We start from the raw sequence: 13,707 nt of genomic DNA, 5'->3' as shown, positions 1-13,707 counted from the left end.
CGGGCGGCGGCATCCGCCCGGCGGTGGAGTATTACTTTTGCGAGCCGGCCAGAAGGGCCTGCACGAAGAAGCGCTGGAACGCGAAGAACACGAAGAGCGGCACGATCATCGATAGAAAGGCTCCGGCCGACAGCACGTCGATGTTCGATCCGAACTGGCGCAATTGACTCTGAATCGCCACGGTCAGGGGTTGCGATCCGGAGTCAGTGAAAATGAGGGCTACGAGCATGTCGTTCCAGGTCCAGAGAAACTGGAAGATGGCCAGCGAGGCGATAGCCGGGCCGCCGAGCGGCAGAATGACCTGCACGAAGATTCGCCAGTCACTCGCACCGTCGATGCGAGCGGCTTCGAGCAGTTCGGCCGGAATCTGGGTGAAGAAGTTGCGCAACAGAAAAATGGCGAACGGCAGCCCGAAGGCCACGTGGAACAGGATCACGCCAAAGATAGAACCGAAAATTCCCAGGGTTCCGAACATGCGGGCCAACGGAATCAGCGCGACCTGCAGGGGCACGGCGAGCAGCACGATCACCACGATGAGCAGCCAGTCCCGGCCCGGAAACGTGAGCCAGGCGAAAGCGTAGCCGGCCAGGGCACCGAAGATGACCACGAAGACCGTCGTGGGAACGGCGATCAAAATGGTGTTCCAGAACGACCCGGTGATGGTCGGGTTGGCGAGCAGGTTCGCGTAGTTCTCAATGGTCAGCTGCGCCGGGGTGGTGAATATTGTCCACCAGCCGCTCGACGCGCTGTCGCCGACCGTGCGCAGGCTCGACAGGAACAGGCCGAGGGTCGGCACCAGCCAGAAAATCGCGACGATCACGAGAACAGCGTTGACCACGCCCTTGTCGACGAAGCCGAGGATGGTGCGGGCGAGGGTTTTCTTGCCGCGCACGTGCGTTGCGGCACCGCTCACGATTTTCTCTCCTGACGGAACTTGCGCACGTTGATGATCATCGAGGGCAGCACGAGGATCAGCAGCAGAATGGCCAGAGCGCTGCCGAGGCCTTGATTGCTGCCGCCACCAAACGACACGGTCCACATCTCCACCGCGATCACGTTCGCCGCGGGTTTCGAGGCGCCGGGCGGAATCACGTAGACCAGGTCGAAGATCTTGAGCACGTTGATGATGAGGGTGACGAACACGACGATCAGCACCGGAGACAACAGGGGTGCCGTGATGCGGGAGAACACCTTCCACTCGTTGGCGCCGTCCATCCGGGCGGCTTCCTGCAGGGAGCGGTCGATCGCGCTCAGACCGGAGGCGATCATGACCATGGCGAAGCCGGCCCAGATCCAGATATAGGAGAGGATGATCACGGCGGTGATCAGGCCCGAGCTCAGCCACGACACCCCTTGGTAGCCCTCGTCGAAGTTCGACGCCGGCAGGGCGATGCGGTAGGTCTCGGTGCCGAGGCCGGAGAGAACGTAGCGGCCGGCGGCATCCGTTTCGGTCGTGGCGGCGATCGTGCCGGAGGCGTCGACCGCGTCGACACGGATGCCGGGGAGCCCCGTCTTGCCGTCGTCTATCTGCCCGTTCGTACCACCGCCGCCGATGACCACGTCGAGCCAGACCGTGCCGGTGATCTGGTCGGCAGACGCGGTATCGGCGCTCTCGGCCTGCGCGGCACTGGCCGGAACGTTGTCGGCGCGCACGCCGACGAGGGGGAAGTTCGCCTCGGTACCGGCCGCAACGGCGGCTTCGCTCGCGATGACACCGCCGTCGTTGATCAGACCGACGTCGGTGCGCGGATTCGCTCCCGGGTAGGCCGCGTCACCGCCGCCGAACGCGCTGTTCACAGCCACAACGGCCGCGTTCACAACCCCGAGGTTCGGGCTCTCCTGGAACATGCCGCGAAAGATGACGCCCGCGGCGAGCATCGAGATGGCCATGGGCATGAAGATGATGAGCTTGAACGCCGTTGACCACTTGATTTTTTCGAGCAGCACCGCGAACAACAGGCCGAGCACGGTGCAGGCGACCGGGGCCACGAGTACCCAGATGACGTTGTTGCGAATCGCCGTGAAGGTTGAGTCGTTCGTGAACATGGTGACGTAGTTGTCCCAGCCCACGAACGCCCCGCCGTCGGCGCTGAAGAACGAGCGCACCACCGTGTACAGAATGGGGTAGAGCACCAGCCCGGCCAGCAGCACGAGCGCCGGCGCGAGAAAACCGAGGGCGATCAGGAACATGCGTCGGCGGCTCGCACCCATCCGGGGACGGCGACTCCCGGATGGTGCGTTACGGCGTGCGGGTACGGCCTTGGAACTCATGGTGCTGGTCACGGTGACGGTGGTGATTCGACTTATTGGGGTTAGTCAACGTAGGCCGCGGCGGCGGCGTCCTCGAGGGCCTGCTGGGTACCGGCGACGTCGCTCGGGTCCTGCAGGAATTGGATCATGATCTGCCAGAAGCCCTGGCCGGGAGTGCCGCCGAATGCACTCGGGGTGAGGTCGGACATGTCGAAGCGGAACGTTTCAGCACCGGTGAGGGCTTCGGCGATCTGACGGCTGGTCTCGTCGGGATAGAGCGCGGTGTCGACGTTGTTGTTCGGCGATGTGAGGCCGCCCTCTGGCACCCAAACCTCGGCCGCTTCGGGCGAGGCGAGGAACTGCATGAGAGCGTCGGTGGCGGCGTCATCGGTGAAGGAGACGGCCACGTCGCCGCCGCCGACGACGGCGGGTGCCGAGCCGTTCACGGAGGGGAAGTCGAAGAACAGGGCGTTCTCGCCGACGACCGAGTTGCCGTCATCGGTGATGTTGCCGGCCACGAAGTCACCCTCGTAGATGGTGGCGGCCTGCGGGGCGGCACCGAAGACCTCGGTGACCGACTCCGGGAAGGTGCGCTGCGCGGCTCCGGACTGCACGAGTGCGTCGTTGCCCCACAGGGTCGCGAGGGCGTCCAGCGCCACTGTGACGGAGGGGTCGGTCCAGGGAATTTCGTGGTTGGTGAGCTGGTCGTACATCTCGCCGCCGGCGGTCTGCAGGTAGACGTTCTCGAACCAGTCGGTCAACGGCCAGCCGACATCCGCTCCGATGGAGATTCCGGCATAGCCGGAGTCGGCCACGAGCTGCAGTTGCACCAGAAAGTCGTCCCAGTCTGCGGGAGCGGCCGCTCCGGCGGAGTCATAGAGATCGGCGTTGTACCACATGGTCGATTTGTTCGAGGCCTTGAACCAGACGCCGTACTGGGTGCCGTCGCTCGTGCCGAGGTCGACCCAGCTCTGGGAGTAGTTCTCGGCGACGGCGGCACTGGCCGCCTCGGACAGCGGCTGCAGGTTGCCATCGGCGGCGAGCTGGTCCATCAGGGCGGGCTGCGCGAGCATCGCGACGTTGGGCGGGCTGCCACCCTCGATCTGGGTGCCGAGCGTGGTCGCGGCATTGTCGCCGAAGCTGGTGTAGTTCACCGTGGCACCGGACTGCTCCTCGAAGGCGGCCAGGACGGCCTCGAAGTTGGCCTGCTCGGCGCCGGACCAGGCAGCGGAGACCTCGAGGGTGTCGCCGGTGAATTCGCCGGAACCGGCGGCATCCGTTGTGCCTGACGAGCACCCGGCGAGGGTCAGAGCCAGGATTCCGGCGCCGGCCAGCGGGGTGAACAGTCTGTGGTGTGTGGTGGAGCGCAAGAGAGCCTCTTCGTCGAGTCAGGGGTCGCGCTCCCGAAAAATCGGCCGGTTAAGTGGTCTGGGTCAGCACTTCCTCTTTCAAACCTAGAGTCGCTCTTCGTTCACACCAAATTCACGACAAAGCTTCAGCTTTGCGAAGGCCGCAGTGCTGGGGTTGTACAGGTGCGGGCACGACAGTAGGGGCGCCGTCTCCTTACGGAAACGACGCCCCTTGCGCAGGATGAGTTTGAAAACCGCATCGGCTACGCCTCAATCAGATCCCCTTGCGGGGAGAGATTACTTGAGGGTAACGGTTGCGCCGGCCTCTTCGAGGGAAGCCTTGGCCTTCTCGGCAGCGTCCTTGGCAACGCCCTCGAGGACGGCCTTCGGCGCGCCATCGACAACGGCCTTGGCCTCGCCGAGGCCCAGGCTGGTGAGCTCGCGCACAACCTTGATGACCTGGATCTTCTTGTCGCCGACGGCGTCAAGGATGACGTCGAACGCGGTCTGCTCTTCGACCTCTTCAGCAGCAGCGGCGGGGCCAGCGGCTCCGGCAGCGGCGACGGGAGCGGCTGCGGTGACCTCGAAGGTCTCCTCGAACGCCTTGACGAACTCGGAGAGCTCGATGAGGGTCAGGCCCTTGAACTGCTCAAGCAGGTCTTCAGTGGAAAGCTTTGCCATGATGTACTCCTATAGTTTCTAAAAAATCGTGAACCGTGAATCAGGCAGGTGCCTAGTTCGCGGACTCCTGCTTCTCACGCAGCGCGTCGATGGTGCGAACAGCCTTCGACAGCGGTGCCTGGAAGAGATAAGCGGCTCCGAACAGCGATGCCTTGAAGGCGCCGGCCAGCTTGGCCAGCAGCACCTCGCGGGACTCGAGGTCGGCAAGCTTGCCAACCTCCGCTGCGGTGAGCGGGTTACCGTCAAAGTAACCGCCCTTTACCACCAGGAGAGGGTTTGCCTTGGTAAAGGCACGCAGGGTCTTCGCGACGGCGACGGGGTCTCCGTGCACGAAGGCGATAGCGGACGGACCGACAAGTTCCTCGTCGAACGAGGTGATGCCGGCCTTGTTGGCCGCAATCTTGGTGAGCGTGTTCTTTACCACGGCGTACGTGGCGTCCTCACTGATGGACTTACGCAGGCTCTTGAGCTGCGCAACAGTGAGACCGCGGTACTCGGTGAGCAGAACGGCGGTCGAGCTTTCGAATTTCTCCGTAAGCTCGGCGACCGTTGCTTCCTTGTTCGCCATGGTGCTCCTCATTAATAATCATGTGCCGGGTAGCCCGGGGCGCAGACATGAAAAAAGCTCCAGCGCAGGGCGCCGGAGCTTGGGGAACAATCCAAAAGACTGTAACAAAACTTCGAACACCTGCGCGGGCCGTTCACGTGAATGAACCTTCGTCTGCACTTGTGTCTTTCGACATAGCGCAGCAACCGGCGGTCTGTGGCTGAGATTTACTGTACGGCACGATTCGGGCGCGTGCAAATCGGCGGCGGAGCAACATCCGCTGATCGAAATGGTTGACATCCGTCAACTACTCACCTATCGTTGATAGCTGTCAATCACTTAGGGAGTCGCATGGGCCGCGCCAGCCGCACCGTTTCCGAACCGGTCACCGAGGGTTCAATGAGCCACCGCCAGGTACTCGAAGCGCTGTCGGGACTACTGCTGGGCATGTTCGTGTCGATCCTGGCCAACACCGTGGTGAGCACGTCGCTGCCACTCATTCTCAGCGACCTCAAGGGCTCGCAATCGGCCTACACCTGGGTGGTCACGGCCACACTGCTGGCGACCACGGTGAGTACGCCGATCTGGGGCAAATTCGCCGACCTGTTCAACCGCAAACTGCTCATTCAGCTCGCCCTCGCCGTGTTCGTGATCGGCAGCGCGCTCGCCGGGTTCTCGCAGGACGCGGGAACGCTCATCGCTTTCCGGGTGCTGCAGGGCCTCGGCGCCGGCGGCCTGGTCGCCCTCAGCCAGATCATCATGGCCGACATCATCAGCCCGCGTGAGCGCGGCCGCTACGCCGGCCTGTTCGGCGCGGTCATGGCCCTCGGCACGATCGGCGGCCCGCTGCTCGGCGGTGTCGTGACGGATGCCTTCGGCTGGCGCTGGAATTTCTTCATCGCCCTTCCGGTGGCAATCGTGGCCATCGTGCTGCTGCAGCGCACCCTGCACCTGCCGGCACGGGTGAAGCGGGTCGTGCGCATCGACTACCTCGGGGCCGCGCTGATCACGAGCGGCGTCTCGCTGCTACTGATCTGGGTAACCCTGGCCGGCACCCAGTTCGAGTGGCTGTCACTGACCTCGTGGGCCATGGTGATAGGTGCCGTCGTTTTGCTGGCTCTGGCGATCATCGTGGAATTTCGCGCCGCCGAACCGATCATTCCGCTCAGCCTGTTTCGCAACCGCACCTTCGGCCTCGGGGCGATTGCGAGCCTCGCGGTGGGTGTCTCCCTGTTTGGCACCTCGGTCTTTCTCAGCCAGTACATGCAGCTCGCCCGCGGCGCCACGCCCACCCAGTCGGGCCTGCTGACCATCCCGATGATGGGCGGCCTGCTCATCTCGTCGACCCTGTTCGGAACAGTAATCAGCCGGCGCGGCACGTGGAAGTCCATCATGGTCTCCGGCTCCGTGCTCATGCTCGTCGGCACCACACTGCTCGGTACCCTCGATGTGCACACGAGCCTCGTCTTCGTCGGCGTCTACATGTTCATCCTCGGCGCCGGCGTGGGCATGGTCATGCAGAACCTCGTTCTGGTCGTGCAGAACACCGTTGAGGTGCGGCACCTCGGCGTCGCCACGAGCTCGGTGACCTTCTTCCGCAGCCTCGGCGGCGCGGTCGGGGTCTCGGTGATGGGGTCCATCCTGGGCAGTGTTGTCGCGGCCCAAATCACCACCGGCGTGGGCGGGCTCAGCCCGACCAATCAAGCGGATGCCGGCCGCCTGCTCGGTGACGGCGTCATTCCGCAGGTCAACCAACTGCCCGACGCGCTGCGCATCATCGTCGAAGCCGCCTACGGTTCCGGTGTCGGCACGATCTTTCTGATCAGCGCGCCGCTGGCCCTTGTGACCCTGCTCACGGTGTCGCTGCTGCCGAATCATCCGCTCGGCACGGAGACCGGAATCGACCGGGCCCGCGATACGGCCCTGGTGCCGGCAGCCGTGCCGGCTACCGTTGCGGCAGACTTGGCCTTTCACCGGGAGGGGGACGACGTGCAGGAGATTCTCGTGGAGGTGAGTGCGGCATCCGCTGGCCTGCCGCCGGCCGGGCTGGCCCAAACACCCGCAACCCGCGGACCTCGTGATGAATGAGCTGGTCGAACGACCCAGCGTGGATGGCGACACCCTCGAGCTCGCCCGCGTCGAGGCGCAGATGGCCATGCTGGCCGCCAATATTCGAGCCAGCACACGGTCGACCGCGGCCGTGATCGATCCGACCCTCGAACCGTTCGGACTCGCGCTTCTGCGCGTACTTGCGCGGCGGGGCGAATCCCATGCCAGCGTTGTCGCGGATGTGCTCGCGGTGGACCGCAGCATGATCAGCCGCCAGGCCAAGTTGCTCTGCTCGCTTGGGCTCGTGGAGACCCGGGTTGATCCGCTCGATGGGCGGGCACGATTTCTGGCCCTGACGCCGCTCGCCACGGAGAAACTGGCCGAGGTGCGCCGCAACCGCACGGCCCTGGTGCATCGGCGACTCAGCCGGTGGACTCCCGCCGAACTCGACCAGTTCGCGACCCTCTTGGAACGGCTGAACGAGCCCGACTAGGTCTACCGCTTCTGACCCGGCGCCGAGCCGTGAGCTTCGTCCCCGAGTCATCGTCGAGCCGTGAGTTTCACCCCCGTTTTCACCCTGGAACGAGTCGAGACTCACAGCTCGGCGAACAGAAATCACGGCTCGATGGATGAGGGGGCGCGAGGTCGATCCGGCGCCGCCCTGGCCGATACGTCTAGTCCGTGGCGAGGGGCAGTTCGACCCGAAACTGGGTGCGGCCGGGGACGCTCTCGACCGACACAGCGCCGTGGTGCGCGGCGACGACCGCGGCCACGATCGCCAGCCCCAGGCCGGTGCTGCCGGTTCCGCGAAAGCGTGAGCTGTCGCCGCGGGCGAACCGTTCGAACAGGGTGCTGGTGAGGTCTTCCGGGACGCCCGGACCGTTGTCGGTGACGGTGATGACGGCCCGGTCGCCGACAGCGGCGAGGGCGACGACCACCGTGGTGCCGGCATCCGTGTGCAGTCGCGCGTTGGCGAGCAGGTTGGTGATGACCTGGCGCAGACGCGGTTCGTCGCCGATCGCCTCGATCGGTTCCTCGGGCAGGTCGAGGTCCCAAATATGATCACCGCCGGCCGCGTGGGCGTCACTCACGGCGTCGACGAGCAGCATGGTGAGGTCGACCGGTTCCATTTCGAGTTCGCGGCCCTCGTCGAGACGGGCGAGCAGCAGCAGGTCTTCCACCAGCCCGGTCATGCGCACCGACTCGCTTTCAATGCGGCCAAGCGCGTGGATGGCGTCGGGCGGCAGCTGCTGGCCGCTGCGACGAGTGAGTTCGGAGTAGCCCCGGATGGACGCGAGCGGCGTGCGCAGCTCGTGGCTCGCGTCGGCGACGAACTGGCGCACCTTGCGCTCGCTTTGCTGTCGCGCTTCGAGAGCGAGGTCAACGTGGTCGAGCATGCGGTTGAGCGCCGCACCGACCCGGCCTACCTCGGTGCGCGGGTCGGCATCCCCGGTCGGAACCCGATCGTCGAGGGAGACTTCGCCCTGGTCGAGGGGAAGTTGCGCGACCCGGGTGGCGGTCGCGGTCACGCGTTGCAGCGGGCGCAGGGCGAGGCGAACTACCCAGGCCGCGATAATGGCCACCACAATGAGCCCGGCGAGTGAGACGAACGTGATGATCAGGGCCAGCTGAGCCGCCGTGGCCTCGACGCCCGACAGCGGCAATCCGACCAGATACAGGGTGCCGCTGCCAGACGTTTCGGCTTGCACTCGGTATTCGCCGAGTTCGCCACCGAGGTTTACCGTGACGGCGGCCGACTGGTTGACGTGGTCGGCGAGCTGCTGCACCTGCTGCGCGGAGAGTTCTTCGATGGCGCCGCTCTGGTCGTCGGTGTAGCCGGTGGTGATGCTCGATCCGTCATAGACCAGGGCGAGCAGCCCGGGTGGTTGGGCCGGGCCGCTGAGAATGCTGTTGGCGGTGGGGGTGCCGAAATAGGTGCTGCCGGGGGTATCGCCGAGGCGGTCCCCGTCGTTGTCTCCGCCGCCGCCGAGCACGACGCCGGAGCGGTCGGCGGCGGATGCGAGCTGCACGTCCAGGCGATCGAGCAGCGAGGCGCGCAGGATGACCACGCTCACCACGCCGATCGTGATGCTGACGAGGGCGAGAAGCCCGACCACGGTGAGCACGAGGCGACGCTGCAGGGTCCACGGCGAGCGGGGTTGGCCGCGGCGGCGCGGCATCCGTTCGCGCTTCTTGAGATGCGCCATCAGGCAGTTTTCAGCATGTAGCCGGCGCCGCGCACCGTGTGAATCATAGGCTCCCGGCCAGCGTCGATCTTCTTGCGCAGGTAGGAGATGTAGATCTCGACGACGCTCGACTTGCCGCCGAAGTCGTAGCTCCAGACCCGGTCGAGGATCTGCGCTTTGCTGAGCACGCGGCGCGGGTTGCGCATGAGAAAGCGCAGCAGTTCGAACTCGGTGGCGGTCAGTTCGATGGCCGTTCCGTCGCGGAAGACCTCGTAGCTGTCTTCGTCGAGGGTGAGGTCTCCCACGGTGATGCGCGGGTCGATCGAGTCGGCCACGGCGAGGGTGGAGCGGCGAATGAGGCCGCGGAGGCGCGCGACGACCTCCTCGAGGCTGAACGGCTTGGTGACGTAGTCGTCGCCGCCCGCGGTGAGCCCGGCGATGCGGTCGTCCAGCGAGTCCTTGGCGGTGAGAAAGAGCACGGGTGTCTCGTAGCCGTCGGCGCGCACCCGCTGCAACACCTGCAGGCCGTCGATGTCGGGCAGCATGATGTCGAGCACGATGGCGTCCGGCCGAAATTCGCGGGCGATGGTGAGCGCCTGGCGGCCTTCACCGGCGGTGCGCACCTCCCAGCCCTCGTAGCGCAAGGCCATGGAGAGCAGATCGGTGAGGGTGGGTTCGTCGTCAACGACCAGAACCCTAATGGCGCTGCCGTCGGCCTTGGTCAGGCGCGGGCCATGGCCGGTGTGGGTGCTCTCACGTGTGCTCATTCTGATGAGTATCCGGCAGTTGTCTATGAACGCCCTATGAGTGCGCCCTCGGATGCCTGTGGCCGGCCTTAGCCGATCAGGGCCGCCAGTAGGGCCGGCGCGGGCACGAGCGGGTTGCTGGCCGGAACGAAGAGTCGCTGGCAGCCGTTCAGTTCGACCTGGATCGGGGTGTCGAGCCCGGTGCCAGCCCGCTCGGGCCAAAGCACCGCGAACCGGGTGGGCTCAATCGCGCACGCGGGCGCTTGCAGAGCGGATGCTGCGGAGGGCAGCAGCGCTGCGGCATCCGCTTCAAGGGTGGTCGCGCTGGTGAAGGTGCCCGACCTGAGGGTCAGCATCGAGCCGAGCATGTCGTCGTCGAAACCCTCGATGGATTCGAGTTCGCTGAGGTCGGGTTCGGTGACCGGGTCAACCGTGTAGATACAGACGCTCGCGCCGTCGACGCCGGCGTAGGAGGGGATTTCGGCGGGCGGCACCGGAATCGGTTCAGGGTCCTGCCCGATCTGGGTGGTGTAGGTCTGCAGGCCGGTCGTGCCGAACAGCAGCGACTGTTCGGGGGTTCCGGTGCTCATGGCGCAGCCGGCGTCGAGAGCGGGGCGGGCGATCTGCAGCACGAGCGGCAGTTTCACTGTGTCGGTCAGCTCAAGCTTCTCGAGCGCTTTGCTCGTGGCCGGCTTGGTTTTACCGCAGGAGGTGCGCGGCCAGGCTGCCCGCATGGCTTCGCCTGCGGCGTTTTCGAGCCAGAGTTCGGGCACGATCTCCATGTCGGCGGTGCAGGCCTGGTTGAGCCCGGCTTGGTCGTTGGGCTGGGCGAGCGCAGCGAGCAGGGCGCTGAAGTCGCCCTTGCGGGTCTCGATCGTCACGGCCGACCAGCGGCCCTCGTCGTCGTCGATGCTGCCGGAGAAGGTACAGAGGGAGGCGACGACGGGTTCGAAGCCGTCGGGGACCATGCCAGGCGCCGGGGCGTCCGGGTGGGTTGCGGTCAGATCTGTTTGGGCCGGGACGCCGTCCTGAACAGGGATCCAGTTGTTGAGGTTGGGCGCCTGGCAGTCGACACCGGCGACGAACTGTGCCACCGGCGTGTCGGTGGCGGCCGGGTAGCCGGGTAGGCCGGCGCATCCGCTGAGCAGCAGGGCCAGCGTGGCGGCCCCGGCGAGCGCGAATCGAGCTGGGTACTGCATCATGCGTTCCCCCGATTGGTTGACGTTCCTTCAGGCTAGCGAAGCCAGGTCTCTTCGCGATAACGATTCTCACAGCGAGCGGATGCGCGACCTCGGCCCGGCAGGCGAGTGGCGGCCTCCAATCCCGCGGCTCCCCGTGGCGGTGGCGCGCCGACCGGGCGCGCGGGCACACAATAGAGGAGTGCCGAATTCCACGCTGTCCCTCTTCGATCTGGACCAGCCTTCGGCGCACCCCGCGGCATCCGCTCTGGTACCGCCGCCCGCACCGCACACGCTGCGCATCGTCGCCGACTCGAACGACCGCGTCGCGTGGCTGCGGGCCCGCAACCAGGGCATCACCGCAACGGATGTCGCCAAACTGTCGACCCCCAAGTCGATCCTGAACGCGGCGCACGACAAAATGCACGGCACGAGCTTCTCCGGCAACAGCTACACCGACCATGGACGGGCCCGGGAACCGGTCATTGCCGCGTGGGTGCTGGAGAACTACGGCATCGAACCGAGCACGAACTTGTTTCGGTCGCTCGGGCATCCGCGGCATCTGGCCACGCCCGACGGGGTGGGCGTGATCGGTGCAGATTTGCACCTGGCCGAGATCAAGACCACGAGCAAGCCGTGGCGCAGCGTTCCGCGCAGCTACCTGCGGCAGGTGTGGTGGCAGCAGTACGTGCTCGGCGCCGATCGCACGCTGCTGGTCTGGGAAGAGCACCTCGATTTCGTGCCGGTCGCCGCGGTGCCCGAATGTCGCTGGATCGAACGTGACGAAGACCAGATCGCGATTCTGGTGGGCCTGGCCAATGCCCTGATCGACAATCTCGACCAGCAGGCCCGCCGCTAGCCTGCTCTCGCTTCGTGGACGGGGCCCAGGCCCCGTCCGCAATGCACCGAGGCGGGATGCAGCAGAATGAGGGGCATGGCTCCTGACTTCGAACTTCCGCTGACCATGCGCGCCCTCGTCATCGACCAGACCGGCGACCCCGACGTCTTGCACCTGGCCGAGAGGCCACTACCACGCCAGATTTCCGACGAGGTTCTCGTGAAGGTCGTCGCCGCCGGGCTGAACCCGATCGACGCCAAGACGCGCTCCGGCAAGGGCGTCGCCGCCGCGATCGAAAGCTACCCGGCCATTCTCGGCAACGATTTCAGCGGCATGGTTGTGCGCGCGGCGTTCGAGGCCTCTCCGCTGCAGCCCGGGGATGCTGTCTACGGCATGGGCCGCGTGCCGCGCACCGGCGGCAGCTTCGCCGAGTACGTCTCGGTGTCGAGCATGAGCGTCGCGCACAAGCCGGCCAGGCTCAGCCATGCCGAGGCTGCCGCAGTGCCGGTCGCCGCCCTCACCGCGTGGGGAATGGTCAAGCTCGCCGGGGCGGCCCCCGGGCAGCGGATGCTCGTGCACGCCGCCAGCGGCGGCGTCGGTCACTTCGCGGTACAGTTCGCCCGCGTTCTGGGCGCCCACGTCATCGCCACCGGATCCACCCGCAACCTCGACTTTCTGCGCGAGCTTGGTGCCGACGAGGTCATCGACTACACGACCACGCGCTTCGAAGACGAGGCCCACGACCTCGACTCGGTCATCGACCTCATCGGCAATGTGCACGATGACACCGGCACCCGTTCCCTCGCCGCGCTGCGCCCAGGCGGCCTGCTCGTGAACGCGCCGACCGGCAGCTGGCCCTCCATGGCAGCGGATGCCGCTGCCGCCGGCCGCCGCGCGACCGGTTTCAAGGTATCCCCCGACGCCCGAGCCCTCGACGAGATTTCGAAGCTCCTCGACGCGGGTACCGTGCGCGTGCACGTCGACGCCGTGTTCGAACTCGCCGACGGTGCTGCGGCACACCGAGCGATCGAAGAGGGTCACACTCGCGGCAAGATCGTGCTGCGCGTCTCGTAGCGGGCATCGGCATCCGCTGCCCGCCGGCAGTGCCGGTGGGATCTAGTTCTCGTTCCGTTCGCGGCGACGGCGGAACGTCAACAGCACGCCCAGTCCCAGCAGAAGAACGCCCCCGACGATGGCGGGAACGGGCAGGTCAACCCCGGTGCGGGATAGGGCGGCCGGCCGCGCCGCCGCTGACGAAGCCCCCAGAACTGCGACGAACACACCCGTGTCGGCGCAGGCCGACGACGAAAACGGCCCAGCGACCGCGTCGCGCAGGGACACCACGAGGCCCAGATTCGCCGTCTCGTTCTGCCCGGTCAGCCCGGTCACGTTCCTCATGTCGATCCTGACCTCGGCTCTCAGCGTCGCGCCGGCGGCGAGCGGCTGAACCGGCGCAAGCACCGCACAATCCGCGTCGCCCGCGAACGTCACGGTGGGCGCGGTGGGGTCGGCAGGGGTCGTGACGCCCAGGGTGAGGTACTGATTCAGCCCAGCGGATGCCCCCTCCGCACTACGCAGACTCACCCGCACGACCGCGGGCTGGTCGCTCGGGTTGTGGATCCACAGGGACGCCCGCATCGACCCATTCGGAATCAACGTCCCATACGCGTCGAACAAATCGGTCGGCAGACTGCTCGCGAAGTGCACACCGTCCAAGCTGACCTGCACGTCGCCGAGCCGGGCGTTGCTGGCCTGGGCAGCACTGGACAGAGATTTGGGCGCCGCAGCCGATGCCGGCCCGGCCGCACCGGCAAGTATCGGGAGCGCCAGCAACAGCGCCGAGGCCACGGCACCGAGCAGGCGCCCGCGACGAAGGGCACGTG

At 66.2% G+C, this 13,707-nt stretch carries 13 protein-coding genes; 4 read left to right on the top strand and 9 right to left on the bottom strand.

The features are described 5' to 3' along the window. Window positions 1–31: 31 nt before the first annotated feature. The 5 genes from E3T29_RS08710 to rplJ form a co-directional block, all read right to left on the bottom strand. A complete protein-coding gene (locus E3T29_RS08710; RefSeq protein ID WP_304997023.1) occupies window positions 32–892 on the bottom strand; it encodes a carbohydrate ABC transporter permease in 861 nt (286 codons plus the stop codon). A gap of 17 nt (window positions 893–909) precedes the next feature. After that, window positions 910–2,283, bottom strand: a complete 1,374-nt coding sequence (locus E3T29_RS08705; protein WP_166792365.1) for an ABC transporter permease subunit — start codon at window positions 2,281–2,283, stop codon at window positions 910–912. Between the two features lie 29 nt (window positions 2,284–2,312). Then, window positions 2,313–3,620, bottom strand: coding sequence for an ABC transporter substrate-binding protein (locus E3T29_RS08700; RefSeq protein WP_134345093.1), 1,308 nt, complete (start codon window positions 3,618–3,620; stop codon window positions 2,313–2,315). Window positions 3,621–3,896: 276 nt separating this feature from the next. Beyond that, window positions 3,897–4,280 carry a 50S ribosomal protein L7/L12 gene (rplL, locus tag E3T29_RS08695; protein ID WP_092340409.1) on the bottom strand — a complete coding sequence of 128 codons (384 nt, stop codon included), beginning with the start codon at window positions 4,278–4,280 and terminating at the stop codon, window positions 3,897–3,899. Between the two features lie 52 nt (window positions 4,281–4,332). Then, complete coding sequence (gene rplJ, locus E3T29_RS08690; RefSeq protein ID WP_092340410.1) at window positions 4,333–4,848, bottom strand: 50S ribosomal protein L10; 516 nt, start codon at window positions 4,846–4,848, stop codon at window positions 4,333–4,335. Between the two features lie 330 nt (window positions 4,849–5,178). Between rplJ and E3T29_RS08685 the strand changes: the two genes are divergently transcribed. Together E3T29_RS08685 and E3T29_RS08680 are read left to right on the top strand one after the other, a co-directional pair. Then, window positions 5,179–6,915, top strand: a complete 1,737-nt coding sequence (locus tag E3T29_RS08685) for an MDR family MFS transporter (protein ID WP_241987718.1) — start codon at window positions 5,179–5,181, stop codon at window positions 6,913–6,915. Next, on the top strand, window positions 6,908–7,369 hold the full coding sequence (locus E3T29_RS08680; protein ID WP_104088964.1) for a MarR family winged helix-turn-helix transcriptional regulator: 462 nt from the start codon (window positions 6,908–6,910) through the stop codon (window positions 7,367–7,369). Before E3T29_RS08685 ends, E3T29_RS08680 begins: the two co-directional genes overlap by 8 nt. A 181-nt stretch (window positions 7,370–7,550) precedes the next feature. Here the strand turns inward: E3T29_RS08680 and E3T29_RS08675 are convergent, their stop codons facing one another. From E3T29_RS08675 to E3T29_RS08665, 3 genes are all read right to left on the bottom strand, one after another. Continuing rightward, the gene (locus E3T29_RS08675; protein ID WP_241987717.1) at window positions 7,551–9,083 is read right to left on the bottom strand and encodes a HAMP domain-containing sensor histidine kinase; all 1,533 of its coding nucleotides are present in this window, start codon (window positions 9,081–9,083) and stop codon (window positions 7,551–7,553) included. After that, window positions 9,083–9,829 (bottom strand): response regulator transcription factor, encoded by a 747-nt coding sequence (locus E3T29_RS08670; RefSeq protein WP_134345092.1) that lies wholly within the window; start codon window positions 9,827–9,829, stop codon window positions 9,083–9,085. Before E3T29_RS08670 ends, E3T29_RS08675 begins: the two co-directional genes overlap by 1 nt. A 68-nt stretch (window positions 9,830–9,897) precedes the next feature. Then, window positions 9,898–11,010: a hypothetical protein gene (locus tag E3T29_RS08665; RefSeq protein ID WP_134345091.1), complete on the bottom strand. Its 1,113-nt coding sequence runs from the start codon at window positions 11,008–11,010 to the stop codon at window positions 9,898–9,900. 178 nt (window positions 11,011–11,188) lie between these two features. Between E3T29_RS08665 and E3T29_RS08660 the strand changes: the two genes are divergently transcribed. Both E3T29_RS08660 and E3T29_RS08655 read left to right on the top strand, forming a co-directional pair. Continuing rightward, window positions 11,189–11,845: a YqaJ viral recombinase family protein gene (locus E3T29_RS08660; protein WP_369831310.1), complete on the top strand. Its 657-nt coding sequence runs from the start codon at window positions 11,189–11,191 to the stop codon at window positions 11,843–11,845. Between the two features lie 75 nt (window positions 11,846–11,920). Further along, the gene (locus E3T29_RS08655; protein ID WP_233197470.1) at window positions 11,921–12,898 is read left to right on the top strand and encodes an NADP-dependent oxidoreductase; all 978 of its coding nucleotides are present in this window, start codon (window positions 11,921–11,923) and stop codon (window positions 12,896–12,898) included. A gap of 42 nt (window positions 12,899–12,940) precedes the next feature. On the opposite strand, the gene E3T29_RS08650 is transcribed toward E3T29_RS08655, so the two are convergent. Next, entirely contained in the window at window positions 12,941–13,672 is a 732-nt protein-coding gene (locus tag E3T29_RS08650; RefSeq protein WP_166792364.1) for an LPXTG cell wall anchor domain-containing protein, read from the bottom strand. Between the last annotated feature and the right edge of the window lie 35 nt (window positions 13,673–13,707).

It is taken from the genome of Cryobacterium sp. TMT1-66-1 (assembly GCF_004403435.1).
Taxonomy (GTDB): domain Bacteria; phylum Actinomycetota; class Actinomycetes; order Actinomycetales; family Microbacteriaceae; genus Cryobacterium; species Cryobacterium flavum.
Note: the sequence above shows the minus strand (reverse complement) of the source record. Positions and strands in the feature narration are given on the sequence as shown.